Here is a 20,894-nt window from a genome sequence, read left to right as displayed (position 1 = left end):
CCCTATCTCGCGGGCTCCGTGGCGGCGGCGAGCTCCTGGCGCCGCGCGCCGAGCAACGCGTGGGCCTCCCCCACCGAGACGCGGCGGAAGCGGAGCCGCTGCCCGGGCTTCACCTGCCCCACCCTCCCGATGTCGAAGGAGCACACTGTGGCGATCTTGGTATACCCCCCCGTGGACTGCCGGTCCACGAGTAGCACGATGGGCTGCCCTTCGCCGATGACCTGGATGCCGCCCAGCGCCACGCCGTCGGAGACGATGTCGTGGCCGCTCGTGTGCGCGATGCGCGGGCCGCGGAGGCGCGCGCCCATGCGGTCCGACTGCTGCAGCATCTCGTAGGGCCCCTCGAGGAAGGCGCCGATCCCGGCCGCGGTGAACCGGTCCTCCTGGGGCCCGAGCACCACGTGGACCTCGGGCTCCACGGAGTAGTCGGGGATGCGCTCGCGCCGCAGCCGGGCCGGCCGGCCGGCGCCCGGCGGCCCGAGCGGCAGCGAGTCACCCCGCTCGAGGGTACGCCCCGCGAGTCCCCCCAGCCGGCCGCGCACGTAGGTGGCCCGCGAGCCCAGGGCTGGGGGGGTGTCGATGCCGCCCGAGACCGAGAGATAGCAGCGCACGCCCCAGCGGGCCGCCCCGAGGCGGAGCACTGTGCCCGCCCGGACGGGGAACGCTTCCCAGCGCGGGGCCGCCACGCCGTCCACCGTGACGGGCATGTCGGCCCCCGTGATCGCCACGATCCGGTCATCGGCGAACTCGACGCGTGGCCCGCTGTACGTGGACTCCAGCGCCGCCACCCCGTCCGCGTTGCCCACGAGGCGGTTGGCGAGGACGAAGGCCTCGCGGTCCATGGGGCCCGAGGGCGGGATGCCCACGCGGAGGTAGCCGGGCCGCCCCAGATCCTGCACGGTCGTGAACGGTCCGGCCTCGCGGATGCCCAGCCGGCTCACCGCGCCCCCTCCTCGCTCTGCTCGGGGGACTCCCATATCCGCTCGCCTCGCCGTGCGACACGCCCCGGCTCGCCCTGCCCGCTCTGCTCGGGGGACTCCCATATCCGCTCGCCTGGCCGTGCGGCACGCCTCGGCTCGCCCTGCCCGCTCCGCTGTCCATACGTGCCGGCGGCCACCTGGGCGGCGATGGCGTCGAACTCGGCCCGGTCGATGAGGCGGAAGCGCACCCGGTCCCCCGCACGGAGCAGGATCGGATCGGGCGCGGCCGGATCGTAGAGCCGCAGCGGGGTGCGTCCGAGCACCCAGAAGCCGCCGGGGCTCTCGACGGAGTAGATGCAGCACTGGGTGCCGCCGATGCCGACGCTTCCGGGAGGCGTGTTGGTGCGGGGGGTCGGAAGCCGCGGGATGGTGAGCCGCTCCGGCATGCCCGTCATGTACGGGAGCCCCGGCGTGAACCCGACGAAGAAGACGTAGTAGTCCGCCGAGGCGTGCAGCCGTGCCACCTCGTCAGGGGCGAGCCCGAGCTTCGCCGCGGCGGCCTCCAGCTCGAAGCCCAGCTCGCCGCCGTAGCAGCACGGCAGCTCCACCGTCCGGGCCGGCGGCAGCACATCGGGCCGCGCCTCGGCCGCGAGCCCGCGGAGCGCCGCGCACAGGGCGTCGAAGCCGACGACGAGCGGGTCGTAGTAGACGAGCAGCGACCGGAACGACGGGACGGTCTCGCTGACGCCCGCCAGCCCCGTCTGCCGGATCAGGTACTCGAGCGCCAGGACGCGGGCGTTGACCTCCCGGCTGATCTCGTCCCCCAGCTCCACCGACACGGCCAGGTCGCCGCAGGGCAGGAAGCGCGGCTCGGGACGGGTGACCACGGGCACCCCGCTAGATCACGGCCAGGGCATGGTTCGGCAGGTCCGTGATGAACATGTGCCCCGGGCTATGGGTGATCATCAAGGCGGGCTTCGAGGCCAGCGCCACGGCCTGCGGCGTCACCCCGCACGCCCAGAACACGGGGACCTCACCCGGCCGGATGCCGACGAAGTCGCCCCAGTCGGGCTTCGTCACGTCGGCAATGCCCAGGGCGGCGGGATCCCCCACCTGGATGGGCGCGCCGTGGGCCCCGGGGAAGCGTGCCGAGGCCGTCACGGCCCTGGCGAGCATCGCCTGCGGGATCGGCCGCATGGAGACGACCACAGGGCCGTGGAAGCGTCCGGCCGGCCGGCACGCGATCGAGGTCTTCCACATGGCGACGTTCTTCCCCTCCTCGATGTGGCGGAGCGGGATCCCGGCGTCCAGCAGCGCCCACTCGAAGGTGAAGGAGCAGCCGAGGAGGAAAGACACGAAGTCATCGCGCCAGAAGGGCGTGATGTCGGTGACCTCGTCGGCGAGGACGCCGTCCTTGTAGATGCGGTACCGCGGGATGTCCGTCCTCAGATCGGCCCCCGGCGCCGCCCCGACCGGCTCGGGGGAGCCCGGATCCGTCACCTCGATGAGCGGGCACGGGCGCGGGTTGCGCTGGCAGAAGAGGAGGAAGTCGTAGGCGCTCTCCTTGGGCAGGACCGCGAGATTCGCCTGGACGAATCCCGGCGCCAGCCCGGCGGTGACGCCGGTGAGGGCGCCCCGGCGGATGTCAGCCCGGATCTCCTTCGGGTGGCGGGCGTCGATGGGCATGGGCCCCTCCCGGCGCGGGAGTGGGAGGGCCCCCGCACCTGTTGTCGCTGCTTACCTGAGGTGGGCGAGCTTCGGCCAGAGGTCGGGGTTGCCCAGGACGGTGGGCCGCTCGCCGCGCAGCACGCGCAGCATCTCGGCCGTCACCTGGAGCCCGATGCTGCGGTGCGCCTGCTCGGTGACGCCGGCGATGTGCGAGCTGACCACGACGTTGTCGAGCTGGAGCAGCGGGTTGTCCGAGGACACCGGCTCCTCCTCGAACACGTCGAGGCCGGCCGCGCGGATCTTGCCGCTGCCGAGTCCCGCCAGCAGCGCGCCCTCGTCCTGGGTCTTGCCGCGCGAGGTGTTGATGAAGATGACGCCGTCCTTCATCTGGGCGACGGTCGTGGCGTTGATCATGTGGTGCGTCTCGGGCGTGTGGGGCGTGTGGCAGGTCACGATGTCGGCCTGGCGCAGGAGCGTGGCCAGATCCGGCACGGGCTCGGCGCCCCGGGCGCGCAGCTCATCGGGCGCCACGTAGGGGTCGTAGCCCAGGACACGCAGCCCGAAGGCCGCGCCGAGCCGCGCCACGCGCCGGCCGATGTTCCCCACGCCGATGATGCCGAGGGTCAGGCCCTTGATCTCGGTCAGCCCTTCCCAGCGGGCGGGCGACCAGTCCGACTTGCGGGTCATGCGGTCCAGCACGATGGTCCGCTTGGCGCAGGCCAGGATCAGCATGAGGGCGTGCTCGGCCACGGAGTCGGAGTTGGATCCCGGCGCATGCACGACGGCAATGCCCAGCTCGGTCGCCGCGGGGAGATCCACGGTGTCGAGCCCCACGCCGTAACGCCCGACGACCTTGAGCCGGGCGCAGGCCGCCATGAGCGACCGGCTGCAGGGGGGCTTGATCCGGAAGAGGATCCCCTCGGCCTCCCTGGCGGCGCGGACCATCCCCGCCTCGCTGGTCTCCTCGGTGACGACGACGCGGGCCTCGGTCTCGAGCTGTGCGATCCCGTCCGGATGAATGGCGCCACCGACGACGACGAGCGGTTTCATATGGCTCCCAGGGTTGTGGAGTTATTTCGTGGCAACGAGGACGAGGCGGGCGGAGTCGAGCTCGAAGCGCCGGCCGTCGAGACCGCCGAACAGCTCGACCCGTGACCAGCGCTCGGGGCGCAGCATGCGGTAGAGCTCGTGGGCCGCGTAGAGGCGGAGCTCGGTCTCGCCCAGGCAGCGGTGTCCATCCTCGAGCCACCACTCGCCGTGGACCCGGCTCGTCGTGAGATCGATGCGGTTCTTGATGGTGACCCTGCCGGCCGGCAGGGAGTAGGTCTCCTCCGCGGCGCAGCTCCGGATGAAGTGGTCGCGGTTCCGCGTGTCGAGCACGAAGGTTCCGCCGGGCTTGAGCGCGAGGCAGAACCGGTCCAGCAGCAGGCGGTCCTCGTCGTCCGAGAAGTAACCGATGCTCGAGAAGAGGTTGAGGGCGAGGTCGAACTCCGCCGAGAAGTCCATGTCGCGCATGTCCTGCTGCACGAGCCGGAGCGTCACGCCCGCTGCCGCGGCCCGCTCCCGGGCGCGGGCCAGCTCGGTCTCGCTCAGGTCCACGCCCGTGACGGCGAAGCCCCGCCGCGCCAGAGCAAGCGAGTGACGCCCGAAGCCGCAGGGGGCGTCGAGCACTCGGCCGGCGGCGGGCGGCCGCGCGTGCCCGACGATCCAGGCGATCTCCGCCTCGGCGTCGGCCTCGGACTCGAAGCCCTGGGAGACCTTGGGCCACGACTCCTCGAAGAACCGCTTGCTGTCGAACACGAGCCGCATTATACCCAAAATGGCGCGGCGGAGGCACCGTGCCAGCGCCTGACCGCGTCCGGCCCCGCGCGACGGGTCGGAGCGCCGCGCGCCGCGTGAACGTCAGGCGGGGGCGAGAATCCGGCGGGGGCGGGCCCGAGGGAAGCCCGCGCGCCCGCCCCATGTGGAGGAAAGATGGCGACGCTGGTGACGGGCGCACTCGGATGCATCGGAGCATGGGTCATCAAGCGGCTGCTGGCCGCGGGCGAGCACCCGGTGGGCTACGACCTCGGCGATGACCCGTGGCGCCTGCGCCTGGTCGTGGGGCCCGAGCGGCTCGCCGAGGTGGTCCTCGTGCGAGGGAACATCGCGGACCGCGACGCCCTCATCCGGGCCGTGGGCGACCACGGCATCACGCGCATCATCCATCTGGCCGCCTGGCAGGTGCCGCTCTGCCGGCAGGATCCCTCGGGGGGGGCGCTCGTCAACGTGGTGGGGACGGCCAACGTCTTCGAGGCGGCCAAGGTGCATCGGGACCGGGTGCGCCGCGTCACGTACTTCTCCTCGGCCGCCGTGTTCGGGCCGCCGCACCTCTACGGGCCCGGGCCCCTCTCCGACGACTCCCCGCCGAAGCCCGCCACGCATTACGGCGTCTACAAGGTCGCCAACGAGGAGACAGCCCGCATCTACTGGGAGGAGCATCGGATCGCCTCCATTGGCTTCCGTCCGCTGTCGGTATACGGGCCCGGACGCGACTTCGGTCTCACCGCCGACCCGACGCTCGCCATGAAGGCCGCCGTCCTGGGGCGGTCCTTCGAGATCCGCTGGGGCGGCGCCACAGATCTCGTCTACACGGACGACGTGGCCCAGGCCTGCCTCGCCGGAGCCGGCTCGACGCTGGACGGCGCCCGGGTGTACAACCTCCACGGCGAGTCGGCCAGGATCGCGGACGTCGTGCGCATGATCGAGGAGGCCTGGCCCCAGGCCAGGGGACGGCTCTCTCACGTGGAGCGACAGATGCCCTTTCCCGAGGAGCTGGCCGACACGGGCTACCAGCGCGACCTCGGGCCCCGCCCCCGGACGGGGCTCCGCGAGGGCATCAGGAAGACGCTGGACGAGTTCGCGGCGCTGGCCGGCTCGGGCCGTCTCGATGCGCGGGAGCTGGAGCCGGCCCGGTGAGCCCCGCAGTCAGCGTGCGCCCCGCCACCGAGGCAGATGCGGAGGCCATCTGCCTCATCTACAACCAGGGGATCGAGGACCGCATCGCGACCCTCGAGACCGAGCTGCGCACGCCGGCCGAGCGACGACACTGGATGGCCTCGCGAAGCCGCCGCCACCCCGTGATCGTGGCCGAGGTCCTCGCGCCCGAGGGTGCCCGGTCCCCGCTCACCATCGGCTGGGGCAGCCTCAACCAGTTCAACTCGCGCAAGGCCTACGAGCACGTGGCCGACTTCTCCGTGTACGTCGACCGGGGGTGGCGCGGCCGGGGTGTGGGCCATCGGCTCCTCGAGCGGCTGGTCGAGCTGGCGCGGGAGATCGGCTACCACAAGATGGTGCTCTCGACCTTCCCGTTCAACGAGTCGGGCGTGGCCCTCTACGAGCGGCTCGGCTTCAGACGGGTCGGGATCTACCGCGAACAGGGAATGCTCGACGGCAAGTGGGTGGACACCCTGATCATGGAAAAGCTGCTCTGACGGGCCGCCCCGCGCTCAGCCGGTTGGCGGCGGAGCGGGCTGTCGCCTGAAGACGAGGCTCACGACACCGTCCTCCAGCTTGCGCTCCAGGACGTCGGTGAAGCGCGTCAGGAGATCCAGCATCCGGTCGTTGTCGGCGAGGACGAAGGCGCGGAAGCGGAGCACGCCGCGCGCCTCGCCCGCCCGCGTGACGTCGTCGAGGAGGACGGCCCCGAGGCCCCTCCCCTGCCAGCCGTCCTGCACCACGAAGGCCACCTCGGCAGTGGCCGCCTCGTCGGCCGGCTCGTAGCGGCCCACCCCGATCAGCTCGAGCCGGCCCTCATGCTCGTGCTCGGCCACCAGCGCCATCCGCTTCCGGTAGTCCACGTTGGCGAAGAAGTGGGCCCAGTCGGGCGGCAGGCGCTTCAGCACCGTGAAGAAGCGCTGGTAGGCGGTGTGGTGGCTCAGCCGGCCGTACAGGTCCACCAGGCGCGCCTCGTCGTCGGGACGGATAGCGCGGAGCCAGACACGCGCCCCGTCCCTGAGGACGACCTGGCGGTCGAATTCCCGCGGGATCGCCTCCGGCGGGGGGGTCGGCGGATCGGAGGTGCCCATCGCCCTCGGGATGCGCCGCCGGCCCTCAGGGGAGCGGCACGAGCGGGAGCTGAAGCGTCACGGCGGCCCGTCAGTACGCGTAGAGGCGCAGGATACCGTAGGCGACGGTCCCGCACAGCAGCGCCGCCGCGATGAGGGTGAGGGCCGCCAGGGCCGCGCGGCTCACGGGGGCGATCCCACCGCCAGCGCCACCGCGCTCCGGGGCCGCAGCCGCTGCAGCCCCAGCGCGACCAGCAGCAGCCCGAGCCCCGCCAGGTCGGTGTACAGGCCGGGCTTGATCAGCATGACGGCGGCGGCGATGAACAGGACGCGTTCCCACCAGTGGGCGGTGCGGATGAAGTAGCCCTCCAGGCCCGCGGCCAGCGCCACGACCCCGACGCCTCCGGTCACCACCGCCAGCAGGATCTCCTCCCAGGAGCCCGAGAAGAGGAGCGGGGGCGAGTAGACGAAGAAGAAGGGCACGATGAAGCCCGCCGCGGCGAACTTCACGGCCTGCCAGCCGGAGCCCCACAGGCCCGACTTGCTGATGGACGCCGCAGCGTACACGGCCAGCGCCACGGGCGGCGTCACGGCCGACAGGCACGAGAAGTAGAAGGCGAACATGTGGGCCGCCATGGGGGCGACTCCGAGCTTGATCAGCGCCGGGATCAGCAGCGCCGCCTGCATGATGTAGGCCGGCGTGGTCGGCATGCCCATGCCGAGGATGACACCGGCGATCATCGTGATCGCCAGCGCGATCAGCAGGCTGCCGCCGGCGACGCTCACGAGGAAGCTGGTGAACCGGATCGCGAGCCCGGTCTGGAGGATCACGCCGATCACGACGCCGGCGGAGGCCGTGGCCATGGCCACGGGCACCGTCTGGAAGGCCCCGTCCTGGAGGGCCTCGATGGCCCGGCGGGGGGTGACGCGGGACTCGGGCCTCACCCACGACAGGACCAGCACGGAGGCCGTGGAGATGATCGCGGCGTACGTGGCCGTGTATCCCTGCACCAGCAGCGCGAAGATGATCAGGAGCGGGATGAACAGGTGCCCCTGCCGCATGATGATGTGGCCCAGGATCGGGAGCTCCTCGCGCGGGATCCCCCGGAGCCCGCTCCGGATCGCGTTGAAGTGGATCGCGGCGAAGAGCGCGCCGTAGTAGAAGAGAGCCGGGATCGCCGCGGCGATCATCACCTGCCCGTAGGACACCCCCAGGAACTCCGCCATCACGAACGCGGCGGCTCCCATGATGGGCGGCATGATCTGGCCGCCCGTGGACGCCACCGCCTCGATGGCCGCCGCCGCCTCCGGCTTGAACCCCGTCCGCTTCATCATGGGGATGGTGAGCCAGCCGTCCACCATGACATTGGCCACGGCCGACCCCGAGATGGTGCCGAAGAGGCTGGAGGACACCACCGCCACCTTGCCGGGGCCGCCCCGGGAGCCGCCGGCGATGGCGTTGGCGAAGTGCATGAAGAACTGGCCGGCGCCCGACTTCTCCAGGAAGGCGCCGAAGATGATGAACAGGATGACGTAGGTGCCCGCGACCCCGATGGGGATCCCGAAGATGCCCTCGGTGGTGAAGTACGTCTGGTCGAGGAGGATCTCGAGCGACAGCCCCCGGTGCCCGAGCCCGCCGGGGAGCCACGGGCCGGCGAGCCCGTAGGCGATGAACCCGAGGGCCACCACGGGCAGGGCGAGGCCGATGGTCCGGCGCGTCGCCTCGAGCACCAGGAGCGTGCCGACTGCTGCGACGATCATGTCGGCCCGGCTCAGGGGCTCCGCTGTGGGCATCCGGGTCGTCACGTACTGGTAGTTTGCGAAGAGGTAGCCCACGCAAGCCAGCGAGAGCGCCGCCAGGGCGAGGTCGCTCCAGGGGATCCGCTCGGGGCTGCCGCCGGCCTTCCGGGGGAAGAGCAGGAAGGCCAGGGTGAGGCTGAAGGCCAGCGTGATGATCCTGAGGGCGAGGCTATCGGGCGCCGCCGTCGTGAGCCGGGCGTGGAGGTGGTAGAGGGACATGGCCACCCCCACCACGCCCACCACCAGCCCGGCGTAGCCCGCGAGCTTGCGCACCGGACGCGGCTACTTCAGCAGGCCGGCTTCCCGGTAGTACCTCTCGGCCCCCGGGTGGCGGGGAAGCCCGAAGCTCTCGGCCATCTGCCCGGCGCTCACGCCCTTCATGGCCGCCGTGACGTTGCCGAAGGCCTCGCGCCCCTCGACGATCGCCTTGGTGATCTTGTAGATCACCTCCGCGGGGGTCTTCGACGAGGCGATGAGGATGGTCGGCGCCTGGATGGTCACCACATCGGCCTCCACCCCCTGGGCCGCGTAGGCCCCCTTCAGGACCACGTGACGCACGAAGCCCGCGTTGAGCTTCTTCATCTCCGCGATCTTTTCCTCGGGGACCGCCAGCAGCCGGATCTTGCGCGCGGAGCCGAGGTCGAGGGCGAAGGAGGCGGGCACGGTGGTGAACCACCCCATGGCCACGGCCTGCCGGTTCTTGATGAGCTCGACGTTCTCGGTCAGGGAGCCGTAGCTCTTGGTGCCCAGGTCGTCGAGCTTCATCCCGTGGACGCGCAGCAGGAGCTCCCACCCCTCGGCGAGACTGGTGTTGCCACGCGGCGGAAGCGCCACCGGCTTTCCCTTGAGGTCGGAGATCTGCTTGATGTCCGAGTCGGCCGGCACGACCAGCTGCCAGACGTTCGGATAGTAGTTGGCCACCAGGAGAGGCTTGTCCGTCTGCTTGCCTTTCCAGGAGCCGGCCCCCGCGCGGGCGTCGGCCACCACGGTGGTCATGGACCAGCCGAGGTCTGCCTTGTCGTTGCGGATCTTCTCCATGTTGACCAGGGCCGCGCCCGGCTCCACCTGGACGTCCACCTCGGGGAACTTCTTCCTGACGACGTCCGCGGTGGCCGCGGCCATGGGAGTCCACGAGCCCCCCGTGGGGCCGGCCGAGAACACCACGTTCGCCTTCTGCTGGGCCTGGGCGGGCACCACGAGCGCCGCGCCGCTGAGCCCCAGCGCCAGCAGAACCGACAGGATGCGTGTCCCCCGAGTAGGCATGGCGGAGTCTCCTTGTTCGTTAGGGCGCCAACGGGACGATCTGCCCGCCGGCGTCGAACGGAAGCGCGCGCGGCGGGCCGATGACCTCCAGGTCGGAGCGCGCGGCGATCTCCGGCAGGAAGGCCTCGGAGCAGTCGATCTCGCCGAGGACGAGGGTGTTCGTGACGCGGATGACGCGCGCCTGCTCGGGCCGGGTGAGGCCGATGCAGTCGAGCGCGCTCTCCACGGCCTCACGGTCGGAGTCGAAGACCAGCGGCAGCTTGGCCCCGTTGGGGGCACAGGCCGTGAGGCAGTTGATGGCCGTCTTCTTCCAGTCGACCTTGTCGCGGAGCCGCCGGGTGGTGAAGTCGGCGTTGCCGATGCCGGTGGCGTTGCCGCCGCTCTCCTCGGTGAGGTCGAGCGCCACGATCCAGAGGATCTTGGGATCCGCCGGGAACGGTTCGTGGGGGTTGGACGGGCGGCCGATCACGTTGGTGTCCATGCCGGCGCCGGAGATGTTCTTGCCGATCGCCTCGACCACCAGCACGTCGATGGGGGAGAAGGGCAGCCGCGCCATCCAGTCCCGGGCGTCCTTCAGGAGCCGGCGCTCTCCCGCCTCGAGCTCCGCGGCGTTGAAGGCCTCCACGCGCGCCGTCTCGTCGTACCCGTTCTCGACGATGCCCAGCCCGAAGCCGATCCGCGCCCTGGCGAGCATCTCCCGCCCCACGGCACTGATCACGGTCTCGTAGCCATGGGTGACATTGGCCCGGTGGTACTGGGTGGCGCCCTGCCACTTGCCGAGCCCGATGGTCATCATCTTGAAGAGGCCGGACTCGATGCTGCCCTTGAAGTCGGTGTGGGGCTTGACGCGGTTGACGAGCCCGATCCAGCCGGCCTCGGAGGCGATGCGGTCGAGCCACACGGGCATCCCCAGGGCCTCGCCCACCTGGACGACCTCCATGGTGGCGCGGATCTCGCAGCCCATGGCGCCTTCCGTGATGCCGTAGTGGGCGAGCACCTCGCGCTGGCCCTCGGGGGTGGCGCCTCCGTGGCTTCCCATGGCCGGGAAGATGAACGGACGGGCGCCGAGGTCGCGGAGGAAGTTCACCGTCGCCTTGACGATGACGTCGATGTTGGCGATGCCGCGGCTGCCCGCGCCGACCGCCACCGTGTCGCCCGGCTTGATGGGCAGGCGCGCCGCAGCGAGAGCCGCACGGACACCGCCGGGGATGTCGGCCAGCCGGGGGCGCGGGAAGGTCTGCCGGACGCGCACCATCCTGGGGAACGGCATCGGCGGGATCATACGGAAGGGATCGGGGCCTGTCAACATGTCCTTGACTTTGAAGGGGTCTGACCGTACCTTCCTCACGAATGCGCCCCAGGTCGCAGGCCCTTCTGGTCCCCGCCGTGCTCGCGGCAGCGCTCCTCGTCGGAGGGTGCTCCTCCGTCGGCTCGTACGTCGCCGAGCTGTTCAGGCAGAGGCCGCAGCCGCTCCTGCCGGCCGCCGATCTCTACCAGGCGGGCGAGTCGGAGATGACCAAGAAGCGCTACGAGGAGGCCCGGACCCACTTTCGCAAGATCGTCGAGCGCCACCCGCAGTCCAGCCACGCCGCCCGCGCCCGCTTCCTCCTGGGCGAGGCCTACTACCGCGAGGGGGAGTGGGACAAGGCCATCAAGGAGCTCGAGGGTTTCCTGGCCTTCTTCCCGCGTCACGAGATCGCCGACCTCGCGCAGTTCCGGCTGGCCATGAGCTACTACGACCAGCTCAAGCCCGTGGAGCAGGACCAGGGCATCACGGCCAAGGCCATGGAGGCCTTCAAGAAGCTGGTCCGCGACTATCCCGACAGCCGTTACGCCTCCGACGCGCTGGCCAAGATCGACATCTGTCGCGGGCGCCTCGCTCAGAAGGAACTCTGGGTCGCCTCCTACTACCTGGACCAGGGCAACCCGGCCGCGGCGCGCCAGCGGCTCGAGGCCCTGCTCAAGGACTACCCGCGGACCCTGGTGGTGCCCGAGGCTCTCTACAGGCTGGCGGACGTCTATGCCAAGGAGGGCCGGGCCCAGGACGCCCAGGACCGGCTCCGCCAGCTGGCCACCGAGTTCGCCCACACCGACTGGGGCCGGCGCGCGGCCCAGCGGCTCCGGACGGCGGTGAGGTAGCCCCATGCACGACGTGGTGGATCTGCGCTCGGACACTCTCACGCTCCCCACCCCGGCCATGCGGGAGGCCATGGCGCGCGCCGAGGTGGGGGACGACGTGTGGGAGGAGGATCCCACCGTCAAGCGCCTCGAGGAGGACGCGGCCCGGCGCGCGGGAAAGGAGGCGGCGCTCTTCGTCACCTCCGGCACCCAGGGCAACCTCGTCTCCGTGCTGGCACAGACGCGGCCGGGCCAGGAGATCATCCTCGACCGTGACTGCCACATCTTCAACTACGAGGTGGCGGGAACGGCCCTCATCGGCGGGGTGCAGACGCTGGCCATTACCACCGCGCGGGGCTTCCTCACGCCGGAGCAGGTGCGCGAGAGCATCCGCCCGAGCAACGTCCACATCCCGCCGACGGGACTCGTCTGCCTCGAGAACACGCACAACCGGCACGGCGGCACCTGCTGCACTCCGGAGGAGATCGAGGCCGTGGCGGCCGTGGCGCACGTCGCGGGCGTCCCGGTGCACCTCGATGGCGCGCGGATCTTCAACGCGGCGGTCGCCCTCGGCCGCCCGCTGCGGGACTTCACCCGCCACGTGGACTCGCTCACCTTCTGCCTGTCCAAGGGGCTCGGCGCCCCGGTGGGCTCCCTGGTCTGCGGCACCCGGGACTTCGTGGCGCGCGCCCGGCGCATCCGCAAGATGCTGGGCGGCGGCATGCGGCAGTCGGGCGTGCTGGCCGCCGCAGGGCTCGTGGCGCTGGAGACCATGGTCGAGCGCCTCGCCGAGGACCACGCCCATGCGCGCCGCCTCGCCGAGGGGGTGGCGCGGCTGCCGGGCTGCCGGGTGGACCTCGCCAAGGTGCAGACGAACATCGTCATCTTCCGAGTGGAGCGGGAGGGCGGTGTCGCGGCGCTCGTCACGGGGGCCCTCGCCCGCAAGGTGAAGATCCACCAGATCGGGCCGGCCGCCATCCGCTGCGTCACCCACAAGGACGTGGACTCGGAGGACATCGACCGGGCCCTCGGCGCCCTCCGGGAGATCACGACCACCTGGTAGCGGATCGCCATAACGACCCGCGGGTCGATCCGACCATCTGGCCCACGGTCAACATGCGACAAGCATGTTGAGGACAAGAGGATGAAGGGACAGGCCATGGCCGAGCGCCTCCTGGACGTCAAGAACCTCAAGACATACTTCTTCACCGACGAGGGCACCGTCCGCGCGGTGGACGGGGTGGACCTCTACATCGACAAAGGCGAGACCCTGGGCATCGTGGGTGAGTCCGGGTGCGGCAAGTCGGTGACGGCGCTCAGCATCATGAAGCTGATCCCGCAGCCGCCGGGCCGGATCGTCGAGGGCGAGATCCGCTACGGCGGCCTGAACCTGGTGGACCTGCCGGCCGGCAAGATGCGCAAGATCCGCGGCAAAGAGATCTCCATGATCTTCCAGGAGCCCATGACCTCCCTGAACCCGGTGTTCACCTGCGGGGAGCAGATCGCCGAGGCGCTCAGGCTGCACGAAGGGCTCGGGCGCCGGGACGCCATGGCCAAGACCGTGGACATGCTGAAGCTCGTGCACATCCCCAACGCCGAGCGGCGGGTCAGGGAGTACCCCCACCAGCTCTCGGGGGGCATGCGCCAGCGCATCATGATCGCCATGGCGCTGTCCTGCAACCCGAAGCTGCTCATCGCCGACGAGCCCACCACGGCGCTCGACGTGACCATCCAGGCGCAGATCCTGGAACTCCTCAACGAGCTCAAGTCCAAGCTCAGCATGGCCGTCATGCTCATCACCCACGACATGGGCGTCATCGCCGAGACCGCCCAGCGGGTGGTCGTCATGTACGCCGCCAAGGTCGCCGAGGAAGCGTCGGTGGGGAACCTGTTCAAGGAGCCGCTGCACCCCTACACGCAGGGGCTCCTCCGCTCCATTCCGCGCATCGACCTGGCCGCCACCCAGCGCCAGCGCCTGGAGGCGATTGGCGGCACCGTCCCCACCCTCAAGGGCGACATCCCGCCCGGCTGCCGCTTCGCGCCGCGTTGCCCCTTCGTGAAGGCCGTGTGCACCGAGAAGGATCCGGTGCTCAAGGAGATGAAGCCCGGCCACAAGGTGTCCTGCTGGCTGTACTGAGAGGACCGAGACCATGGCGGAACAGGCGCTGCTCCGGATCAAGAACCTCAAGAAGTACTTCCCGATCCGCGGGGGCCTCTTCTCCCGGGAGGTCGCCCGCGTGCACGCCGTGGACGACATCTCCTTCGAGATCCTGAAGGGGGAGACACTCGGGCTCGTGGGCGAGTCCGGCTGCGGGAAGTCCACCACGGGGCGCTGCATCCTGCGGCTCATCGAGCCCACGGCCGGCGAGGTGTGGTTCGGCCAGCAGAACGTGACCACCCTGGACAAGCGGGCCCTGCGCCACCTGCGCCGCGACATGCAGATCATCTTCCAGGACCCGTACGCGTCGCTCAACCCGCGCATGACGGTGGGCTCGATCATCGGCGAGGCGCTGGTGATCCACAAGCTCGCCAAGACGAAACGCGAGCGCGAGGACCGGGTCGTCCACCTGCTCGAGACGGTGGGGCTCGCCGCCGACCACCTCCGGCGCTACCCGCACGAGTTCTCCGGTGGGCAGCGGCAGCGCATCGGCATCGCCCGTGCCCTGGCCGTGAGTCCCAAGCTCATCGTCTGCGACGAGCCGGTGTCCGCCCTGGACGTCTCCATCCAGGCCCAGGTGATCAACCTGCTCGAGGACCTCCAGAAGCAGTTCGACCTGACCTATCTCTTCATCGCCCACGACCTTTCCGTGGTGGAGCACATCTCCACGCGCGTGGCGGTCATGTACCTCGGCAACACGAACCCCAAGCACCCCTACACCGAGGCGTTGCTCTCCGCGGTGCCGATCCCCGACCCCGCGGTGAAGCGGAAGCGGATTCTCCTCGAGGGCGACGTGCCGAGCCCCATCAAGCCGCCCTCCGGCTGCCGCTTCCACACGCGCTGCCCCGTCCGCATCCCATCCTGCGCGGAGAACGACCAGGTCCTCAAGCAGATCTCGCCGGGGCACTGGGTAGCCTGCCAGGTCCGCGCTTAGCCGGGCGCCGAGAAGGGCCCATCTGCTGCGTTGGCGCCCTCGGCCGCAGGCTCAACGTACAGGGAGTACGCCTCGCCTGCGGCCAGCGGGCGCCGCCTTGCATCTGGACCCTTCTCGGCGCCCGGCGCCGTGGGCGCCGTCCGCTGGGGGAGAGTGACGGTCATGCCCGAGGTGCGCGTCAACGACGTCGAGATCTTCTATCAGCAGGTCGGCCCCGAGGACGGCGTGGCGCTCGTCCTCATCATGGGCTGGGGGGGCGATCACACGGCCTGGGCCTTCCAGGTGCCGGCCTTCTCGGCGCAGTACCGGGTGGTCCTCCTCGACAATCGCGGCGCCGGGCAGAGCGCGCAGCCCGACTCCCCCTACACCATCTCCGGAATGGCCGCCGACACCGTGGGGCTCCTCGACGCGCTCGGCATCGCCCGGGCCCACGTGCACGGCATGTCCATGGGCGGGATGATCGCCCAGGAGATCGCGCTGAGCCACCCCGCTCGGGTGCTCACGCTCGGGCTGCACGGCACGCTGCCGCAGACCGACCCTTTCCTCTCCTTCCGCGGTGATGGAATGCTCCGCGTCCGCGCCCAGGAGAGCCGCGAGACCTTCGCGCGGATGATGCTGGCCTGGGTGCTCAGCCCGAAGACCGTGGCGGAGAAGCCCGGTCTCGTGGATCTCCTGATCCAGCGGGCCGTGGACAACCCCTATCCGACGAGCCTCGTGGGGCTCAGGCGTCAGGCCGACGCCATCGGCCGCTGGTCGAGTCTGGAGCGCCTGTCACAGATCCGCGTGCCCACGCTCATCACCACGGGGGCCGACGACATCATGGTCCCGCCGGGCCACTCACGCGCCCTGCAAGCCCGCATCCCGCAGGCCGACCTCGTCGTGATCCCGGACGCGGGCCATCTCCACCCCATCGAGCAGCCCGAGGCCTTCAACCGGGCGGCGCTCGCCTTCCTCGCCAGGCACCCCTCCTCCTGACCCCGCGAGCCACCCCCCACCAGGACGGGGAGAGGCTCCCCAGATGGGCCTCTATCGGCGGCCGGCTAGTCCCAGAGGTAGCTGCGGGGATCGACCGGCTGGCCCTTGACCTGGATCTCGTAGTGGAGGTGGGGACCGGAGGAGCGGCCGGTGTTGCCGGTGACGGCGATCTGCTGGCCGCGCTGCACCGTCTGGTCCTGGGCGACGGTCACCTTGGTCAGGTGCCCGTAGAGCGTCTTGATGTCGTTGCCGTGGTCGATCACGAGGGTCACCCCGTACTCGGCGTGGCGCCCGGCGAACACCACGGTGCCGGGGGCGGGCGCCATGACGGGGGTCCCGCGGGCCGCCCCGATGTCGAGCCCACCGTGGAACTCCGATGAGCCCGACGACCAGGGGGAGGACCGCCCGCCGAAGTCCGAGTTGACCGGACCGCGCACCGGCCAGCGCGATGGGAGCGAGGCCAGCACCTTCCCTGCCTTGCCGATGAAGCGCTCGAGGGCGCGGAGGCTCTCGCCCTCGTCCGCCACCACGGCTGTGAGTTGCTCCAGCTCATCCAGGATGGAGAACCGGGGCTGGGAACTCTCCAGGTGCCGCTGGGCGGTGCCGCCGCCGATGCCGGTGCCGCGCGCGGGCATGCCGGCGTCCGGACCGAAGGGCTGCCAGATCTTCGCGCGCAGATCCTGCCAGCTGTCCACCTCGGCGCGCACGCGGCTCACGCGCTGCTGGAACCCGTCGATCACCTGCTGCTGCTCGGCGAGGCGCACCTCCAGGGCCGCGAAGGCAGCCCGCTGCTTCTTGAGGGCGACGTAGTCGGTGTACAGCGCACCCGCAGCCACCAGCATGAGCCCGCCGAGCCCCACCACGACGGAGACGAGCCAGCGTGGCGCCGGCAGGCGGACGATGCGCGAGCCGTCCGTCCGCTCGATGACCAGGTGGACCCGCTCTGCGCTCCCGCTGCTCATGGACCTCGCCGGCCTCCTCGTTGGCCTGGACTCGTTCATCCCGGGTCACCGTTGCTCGGCGTCGGGAGCGCTCGTGAGCACGCGCTGACTACCTGAATTCCGGAAGGCGCCGCGGCGGTTTCCTGCCCGCAGGCTAGCGAGTTCTTAGCATCCCCATCAGGGGGTGTCAACCCCGAACTGCCAGCGGCCCCGGGTGCTGTCTATCTCCGCGCCATTGGGACGTTTTGTTGACACCGAGCGCGAGCGCGGAGTATGATTTCCCGCACCGAGAACCAAGCCATGGACGAGTTCTACCGGATCAAGCGGCTGCCCCCGTACGTCTTCGCCATCGTCAACGACCTCAAGGCCAAGGCGAGAGCCCGGGGCGAGGACATCATTGACCTGGGGATGGGCAACCCCGATCAGCCCACGCCAAAGCACATCGTCGACAAGCTCGTCGAGGCCGCCAGGAATCCGCGCAATCACCGGTACTCGGCCTCCCGCGGCATCACGCGGCTCAGGAAGGCCATCACCACCTGGTACCGGACACGCTACGGGGTGGAGCTCGACCCCGAGAGCGAGGCCATCGCCACCATCGGCGCGAAGGAAGGGCTGGCCCACCTGGCGCTGGCCGTGCTGCAGCCGGGTGACGGGGCGCTGGTCCCGAATCCGACCTACCCGATTCACGCCTATTCGGTGGTCATCGCCGACGGGGATCTGCGCTCCGTGCCGCTCGTGCCGGGAGAGGACTTCTTCGCCCGGCTGCAGGAGACGGCACGGCTCTCGTGGCCCAAGGCCAAGCTCCTGATCCTCTCCTTCCCTCACAATCCGACCACGCTCTGCGTCGATCGCGACTTCTTCGTCAAGGTCGTGGACTTCGCGAAGGAGCACCGGCTCATGGTGGTCCACGACTTCGCGTATGCCGATATCCACTTCGATGGCTACACGCCCCCGTCCTTCCTCGAGGTGCCGGGGGCCAAGGAGGTGGGCGTCGAGCTCTTCTCGGTCACCAAGTCCTACAACATGGCTGGCTGGCGGCTGGCCTTCTGCTGCGGCAACCGGGAGATGGTCCAGGCGCTGGCGCGCATCAAGTCCTACCTCGACTACGGCGTGTTTCAGCCCATCCAGATCGCGGGCATCATCGCCCTCGAAGAGGATCAGTCCTGCGTGGAGGGGATCCGCGAGGTCTACCGGCGCAGGCGGGACGTGCTGGTGCACGGGCTGAACAAGCTCGGCTGGAAGGTCGAGAAGCCCAGGGGCACGATGTTCGTCTGGGCCCCCGTGCCGGAGACCTTCCGTGCGATGGGCTCCCTGGAGTTCGCCAAGATGCTCATCCAGGAGGCCGGCGTCGCCGTCTCCCCGGGCGTCGGCTTCGGGGAGTACGGCGAGGGGTTCGTGCGCTTCGCGCTGGTGGAGAACGAGCAGCGCATCAGACAGGCGCTCCGGGGCCTTCGGAGCCTCACCTCCAGGTAGTCAGGAGCGGGCGGGCCACCGGCCCGGGTGCCCGCGACCCCCCATGAACCCGAGCGCAGCGAGCCACAAGGAGCGGGCGGGCCACCGGCCCCGGTGCCCGCGACTCCAATGACCGAGATCAGAATAGGCCTTCTTGGACTGGGCACCGTCGGCGCGGGCGTCGTCAAGATCCTCGATAGTCACCGCGACGAGATGCAGGAGCGCACCGACTGCCAGCTCACGCTGGCGGCCGTCGCTGACGCCGACCTCACGCGGCCCCGGGAGGGAATCGACCTGGCCCGCCTGCCGCTCTGCCCCGACGCCGCGCAGGTGCTCGAGGATCCCTCCATCCAGATCGTCATCGAGCTGATCGGGGGTCTCGAGCCGGCGCGCACCTTCATCCTGCGCGCGGTCGCCGCCGGCAAGCACGTCGTCACGGCCAACAAGGCCCTCCTCGCCCATCACGGGACGGAGATCTTCGAGGAGGCGCGGCGCCACCGCGTCATGCTGGGCTTCGAGGCAGCGGTGGCCGGAGGCATCCCCCTGCTCCGCGCCGTCCGCGAGGGGCTGCCGGCCAACCGCATGGCCTCGGTGTTCGGCATCGTCAACGGCACGTGCAACTACATCCTGTCGAAGATGACCGACGAGGGGCTCGACTTCTCCGTGGTGCTCAAGGAGGCCCAGGCCCGCGGCTACGCCGAGGCGGACCCGACGCTCGACATCGAGGGGATGGACTCGGCCCACAAGCTGCAGATTCTCGCGATGCTGGCGTTCCGGACCTCCCTGGACCTCAAGGACATCTACACCGAGGGCATCACGGGCGTCGGCCACGAGGACGTGACCAACGCGGCCGAGCTGGGCTACCGTATCAAGCTCCTCGCCATCGCCAAGGCCTCGGACGGCGGGCTCGAGGCGCGGGTGCACCCGACCATGATCCCGGCCCAGTCGCCGCTGGCGGCCGTCTCCGGGGTCTACAACGCCGTGTTCATCACCGGCGACAATGTCGGCAACCTGATGTTCTACGGCCGCGGCGCCGGCCAGCTCCCCACCGCGTCGGCCGTGTGGTCGGACGCGCTCGAGATCGCCCGGCGCGTGGCCCACGGCATCCCGGCGCTCCCGGTCGAGCTGCCGTCGGTGGCGAAGGCGCCGCTGCCGCTCCGGCCCATGGACGAGATCCGCTCCGCCTACTACCTGCGCGTGATGGCCCTGGATCGCCCCGGCGTGCTGGCCCAGGTGGCCGGCATCCTGGGCCGCCACGACATCTCGCTCGTCTCCGTGCTGCAGAAGGGGCGCGCCGAAGGCGAGGCGGTGCCCGTGGTGATGATGACCCACGAGGCCCGCGAGCGGGACATGCGGGCCGCCCTGGCCGCCATCGACCGCCTCCCCGTCGTCGCCTCCCGCACGACGATGATCCGGGTCGAACCAGCATGATCCTCCTCCCGGCGACACAGCAGGTCGGCAATGCGGACGCCCCGATGAGCCCCGCAGGGGCGAAGAGGCCCAACCGCCGCGCGATGTCATCTACATTCAGGCAACGTGGAGAAGACCCGGCATGACATCCGCGGCGTGGCCGGGAGTGATCGAGCGGTACCGGGCCTTCCTGCCCGTCACGCCGAAGACCCCGGTGGTGACGCTCCACGAGGGCAACACGCCGCTCGTGCCCGCCCCGCGGCTCGCCGAGGCCACCGACCCGAGCCTGCGCATCTTTCTCAAGTGCGAGGGCTTCAATCCCACGGGCTCCTTCAAGGACCGCGGCATGACGCTGGCCATCTCCAAGGCCGCGGAGGCCGGCTCGCGCGCCGTCATCTGCGCGTCCACCGGGAACACCTCGGCCTCGGCGGCGGCCTATGCGGCGCGCGCGGGCATGCGCGCCTTCGTCATGGTGCCGAAGGGCGCCGTCGCCATCGGGAAGCTCTCGCAGGCCGCCATCCACGGCGCCACCGTGCTGGTGGTGGACGGCAACTTCGACCAGGCTCTCGACATCGTCCGGCAGATCGCCGAGCGCCATCCGGTGACGCTCGTGAACAGCCTGAACCCCTTCCGGCTCGAGGGACAGAAGACCGGCGCCTTCGAGGTCGTGGACCAGCTCGGGCGCGCTCCCGACTATCACCTCATCCCCGTGGGCAACGCGGGCAACATCACGGCCTACTGGCGCGGCTATCGCGAGTACCACCGCGCGGGGCTCGCCAAGGAGCTGCCGAGAATGGTGGGCTTCCAGGCCGCCGGCGCGGCGCCCATCGTCGAGGAGCGCATCATCACGGAGCCGAAGACCGTCGCCACCGCCATCAAGATCGGCAACCCGGCCTCGTGGGGGCTGGCCAAGGAAGCGCTGCACGACTCGGGCGGCTGGATCGAGGCCGTCACCGACGAGGAGATCATCCGCGGCTACCGCATGCTCGCCCGCGAGGAGGGGATCTTCATGGAGCCCGCCTCCTGCGCGACGGTGGCGGGGCTCATGAAGATGGTCAAGGCGGGGCGCTTCGAGCCGGGGGCGACGCTCGTGCTGACCCTCACGGGACATGGACTCAAGGACCCCGACACGGCGCTCGAGTCCGCCTCCCGCCCCATCAGCGTGCCGCCGCGGCTCGACGCCGTGCTCGCCCAGCTCGGGTTCTGATC

20 protein-coding genes are annotated in these 20,894 nt (G+C 70.5%); 10 read left to right on the top strand and 10 right to left on the bottom strand.

Features of this window, described 5'->3' with window-relative positions; translation table 11 throughout:
• Positions 1-2 precede the first annotated feature (2 nt).
• From HYV93_06390 to HYV93_06370, 5 genes are read right to left on the bottom strand one after another with little or no spacing between them, the layout of a single operon-like run.
• Entirely contained in the window at positions 3-977 is a 975-nt protein-coding gene (locus HYV93_06390; protein ID MBI2525595.1) for a biotin-dependent carboxyltransferase, read from the bottom strand.
• Positions 938-1,813, bottom strand: coding sequence for a 5-oxoprolinase subunit PxpB (gene pxpB / locus HYV93_06385; protein MBI2525594.1), 876 nt, complete (start codon positions 1,811-1,813; stop codon positions 938-940). The genes HYV93_06390 and pxpB overlap by 40 nt, the downstream gene beginning before the upstream one ends.
• Before the next feature lie 4 nt (positions 1,814-1,817).
• Positions 1,818-2,606, bottom strand: coding sequence for a putative hydro-lyase (locus HYV93_06380; GenBank protein MBI2525593.1), 789 nt, complete (start codon positions 2,604-2,606; stop codon positions 1,818-1,820).
• Positions 2,607-2,657: 51 nt separating this feature from the next.
• Positions 2,658-3,638, bottom strand: a complete 981-nt coding sequence (locus tag HYV93_06375) for a hydroxyacid dehydrogenase (protein MBI2525592.1) — start codon at positions 3,636-3,638, stop codon at positions 2,658-2,660.
• A gap of 21 nt (positions 3,639-3,659) precedes the next feature.
• Positions 3,660-4,388, bottom strand: a complete 729-nt coding sequence (locus HYV93_06370) for a class I SAM-dependent methyltransferase (protein MBI2525591.1) — start codon at positions 4,386-4,388, stop codon at positions 3,660-3,662.
• Between the two features lie 174 nt (positions 4,389-4,562).
• Between HYV93_06370 and HYV93_06365 the strand changes: the two genes are divergently transcribed.
• Together HYV93_06365 and HYV93_06360 are read left to right on the top strand one after the other, a co-directional pair.
• A complete protein-coding gene (locus tag HYV93_06365; protein ID MBI2525590.1) occupies positions 4,563-5,546 on the top strand; it encodes an NAD(P)-dependent oxidoreductase in 984 nt (327 codons plus the stop codon).
• On the top strand, positions 5,543-6,061 hold the full coding sequence (locus HYV93_06360; GenBank protein ID MBI2525589.1) for an N-acetyltransferase: 519 nt from the start codon (positions 5,543-5,545) through the stop codon (positions 6,059-6,061). Before HYV93_06365 ends, HYV93_06360 begins: the two co-directional genes overlap by 4 nt.
• A 15-nt stretch (positions 6,062-6,076) precedes the next feature.
• Here HYV93_06360 and HYV93_06355 read toward each other — a convergent pair whose 3' ends face one another.
• The 4 genes from HYV93_06355 to HYV93_06340 all read right to left on the bottom strand — a co-directional run bounded on the left by HYV93_06355 (position 6,077) and on the right by HYV93_06340 (position 10,967).
• On the bottom strand, positions 6,077-6,655 hold the full coding sequence (locus HYV93_06355; protein MBI2525588.1) for a GNAT family N-acetyltransferase: 579 nt from the start codon (positions 6,653-6,655) through the stop codon (positions 6,077-6,079).
• Positions 6,656-6,817: 162 nt separating this feature from the next.
• Complete coding sequence (locus HYV93_06350; GenBank protein ID MBI2525587.1) at positions 6,818-8,653, bottom strand: TRAP transporter permease; 1,836 nt, start codon at positions 8,651-8,653, stop codon at positions 6,818-6,820.
• 63 nt (positions 8,654-8,716) lie between these two features.
• Complete coding sequence (locus HYV93_06345) at positions 8,717-9,697, bottom strand: TAXI family TRAP transporter solute-binding subunit (protein ID MBI2525586.1); 981 nt, start codon at positions 9,695-9,697, stop codon at positions 8,717-8,719.
• Between the two features lie 19 nt (positions 9,698-9,716).
• The gene (locus HYV93_06340; GenBank protein ID MBI2525585.1) at positions 9,717-10,967 is read right to left on the bottom strand and encodes a [Fe-S]-binding protein; all 1,251 of its coding nucleotides are present in this window, start codon (positions 10,965-10,967) and stop codon (positions 9,717-9,719) included.
• 80 nt (positions 10,968-11,047) lie between these two features.
• Here HYV93_06340 and HYV93_06335 point away from each other — a divergent pair, with 80 nt between their 5' ends.
• The 5 genes from HYV93_06335 to HYV93_06315 all read left to right on the top strand — a co-directional run bounded on the left by HYV93_06335 (position 11,048) and on the right by HYV93_06315 (position 15,882).
• Positions 11,048-11,836, top strand: coding sequence for an outer membrane protein assembly factor BamD (locus HYV93_06335; GenBank protein MBI2525584.1), 789 nt, complete (start codon positions 11,048-11,050; stop codon positions 11,834-11,836).
• Positions 11,837-11,840: 4 nt separating this feature from the next.
• Entirely contained in the window at positions 11,841-12,878 is a 1,038-nt protein-coding gene (gene ltaE / locus HYV93_06330) for a low-specificity L-threonine aldolase (protein MBI2525583.1), read from the top strand.
• Between the two features lie 96 nt (positions 12,879-12,974).
• Positions 12,975-13,952 carry an ABC transporter ATP-binding protein gene (locus HYV93_06325; protein MBI2525582.1) on the top strand — a complete coding sequence of 326 codons (978 nt, stop codon included), beginning with the start codon at positions 12,975-12,977 and terminating at the stop codon, positions 13,950-13,952.
• 13 nt (positions 13,953-13,965) lie between these two features.
• A complete protein-coding gene (locus HYV93_06320) occupies positions 13,966-14,907 on the top strand; it encodes an ATP-binding cassette domain-containing protein (protein MBI2525581.1) in 942 nt (313 codons plus the stop codon).
• A gap of 162 nt (positions 14,908-15,069) precedes the next feature.
• Positions 15,070-15,882: an alpha/beta fold hydrolase gene (locus tag HYV93_06315; GenBank protein MBI2525580.1), complete on the top strand. Its 813-nt coding sequence runs from the start codon at positions 15,070-15,072 to the stop codon at positions 15,880-15,882.
• A 65-nt stretch (positions 15,883-15,947) separates the two neighbouring features.
• Here HYV93_06315 and HYV93_06310 read toward each other — a convergent pair whose 3' ends face one another.
• Positions 15,948-16,844: a M23 family metallopeptidase gene (locus tag HYV93_06310; protein MBI2525579.1), complete on the bottom strand. Its 897-nt coding sequence runs from the start codon at positions 16,842-16,844 to the stop codon at positions 15,948-15,950.
• Between the two features lie 279 nt (positions 16,845-17,123).
• Between HYV93_06310 and alaC the strand changes: the two genes are divergently transcribed.
• The 3 genes from alaC (at position 17,124) to HYV93_06295 (ending at position 20,892) form a co-directional block, all read left to right on the top strand.
• A complete protein-coding gene (gene alaC / locus HYV93_06305; protein MBI2525578.1) occupies positions 17,124-18,296 on the top strand; it encodes an alanine transaminase in 1,173 nt (390 codons plus the stop codon).
• Positions 18,297-18,404: 108 nt separating this feature from the next.
• Positions 18,405-19,706: a homoserine dehydrogenase gene (locus tag HYV93_06300; GenBank protein ID MBI2525577.1), complete on the top strand. Its 1,302-nt coding sequence runs from the start codon at positions 18,405-18,407 to the stop codon at positions 19,704-19,706.
• A gap of 121 nt (positions 19,707-19,827) precedes the next feature.
• The gene (locus HYV93_06295) at positions 19,828-20,892 is read left to right on the top strand and encodes a threonine synthase (GenBank protein MBI2525576.1); all 1,065 of its coding nucleotides are present in this window, start codon (positions 19,828-19,830) and stop codon (positions 20,890-20,892) included.
• The last annotated feature ends 2 nt before the right edge of the window (positions 20,893-20,894 follow it).

It is taken from the genome of Candidatus Rokuibacteriota bacterium (genome assembly GCA_016188005.1).
Lineage (GTDB): Bacteria > Methylomirabilota > Methylomirabilia > Rokubacteriales > CSP1-6 > UBA12499.
The sequence above is the reverse complement of the archived record's forward strand: the minus strand, read 5'-3'. Positions and strand labels throughout refer to the sequence as shown.

Bases quoted from the DNA above. Each gene is read 5' to 3' on its own strand.
- HYV93_06390 (MBI2525595.1), bottom strand. From the start codon at position 977: ATGGGAGTCCCCCGAGCAGAGCGAGGAGGGGGCGCGGTGAGCCGGCTG.
- HYV93_06380 (MBI2525593.1), bottom strand. From the start codon at position 2,606: ATGCCCATCGACGCCCGCCACCCGAAGGAGATCCGGGCTGACATCCGC.
- HYV93_06375 (MBI2525592.1), bottom strand. From the start codon at position 3,638: ATGAAACCGCTCGTCGTCGTCGGTGGCGCCATTCATCCGGACGGGATC.
- HYV93_06365 (MBI2525590.1), top strand. From the start codon at position 4,563: ATGGCGACGCTGGTGACGGGCGCACTCGGATGCATCGGAGCATGGGTC.
- HYV93_06355 (MBI2525588.1), bottom strand. From the start codon at position 6,655: ATGGGCACCTCCGATCCGCCGACCCCCCCGCCGGAGGCGATCCCGCGG.
- HYV93_06350 (MBI2525587.1), bottom strand. From the start codon at position 8,653: ATGTCCCTCTACCACCTCCACGCCCGGCTCACGACGGCGGCGCCCGAT.
- HYV93_06345 (MBI2525586.1), bottom strand. From the start codon at position 9,697: ATGCCTACTCGGGGGACACGCATCCTGTCGGTTCTGCTGGCGCTGGGG.
- HYV93_06340 (MBI2525585.1), bottom strand. From the start codon at position 10,967: ATGCCGTTCCCCAGGATGGTGCGCGTCCGGCAGACCTTCCCGCGCCCC.
- HYV93_06335 (MBI2525584.1), top strand. From the start codon at position 11,048: ATGCGCCCCAGGTCGCAGGCCCTTCTGGTCCCCGCCGTGCTCGCGGCA.
- ltaE (MBI2525583.1), top strand. From the start codon at position 11,841: ATGCACGACGTGGTGGATCTGCGCTCGGACACTCTCACGCTCCCCACC.
- HYV93_06325 (MBI2525582.1), top strand. From the start codon at position 12,975: ATGGCCGAGCGCCTCCTGGACGTCAAGAACCTCAAGACATACTTCTTC.
- HYV93_06320 (MBI2525581.1), top strand. From the start codon at position 13,966: ATGGCGGAACAGGCGCTGCTCCGGATCAAGAACCTCAAGAAGTACTTC.
- HYV93_06315 (MBI2525580.1), top strand. From the start codon at position 15,070: ATGCCCGAGGTGCGCGTCAACGACGTCGAGATCTTCTATCAGCAGGTC.
- HYV93_06310 (MBI2525579.1), bottom strand. From the start codon at position 16,844: ATGAGCAGCGGGAGCGCAGAGCGGGTCCACCTGGTCATCGAGCGGACG.
- alaC (MBI2525578.1), top strand. From the start codon at position 17,124: ATGGACGAGTTCTACCGGATCAAGCGGCTGCCCCCGTACGTCTTCGCC.
- HYV93_06300 (MBI2525577.1), top strand. From the start codon at position 18,405: ATGACCGAGATCAGAATAGGCCTTCTTGGACTGGGCACCGTCGGCGCG.
- HYV93_06295 (MBI2525576.1), top strand. From the start codon at position 19,828: ATGACATCCGCGGCGTGGCCGGGAGTGATCGAGCGGTACCGGGCCTTC.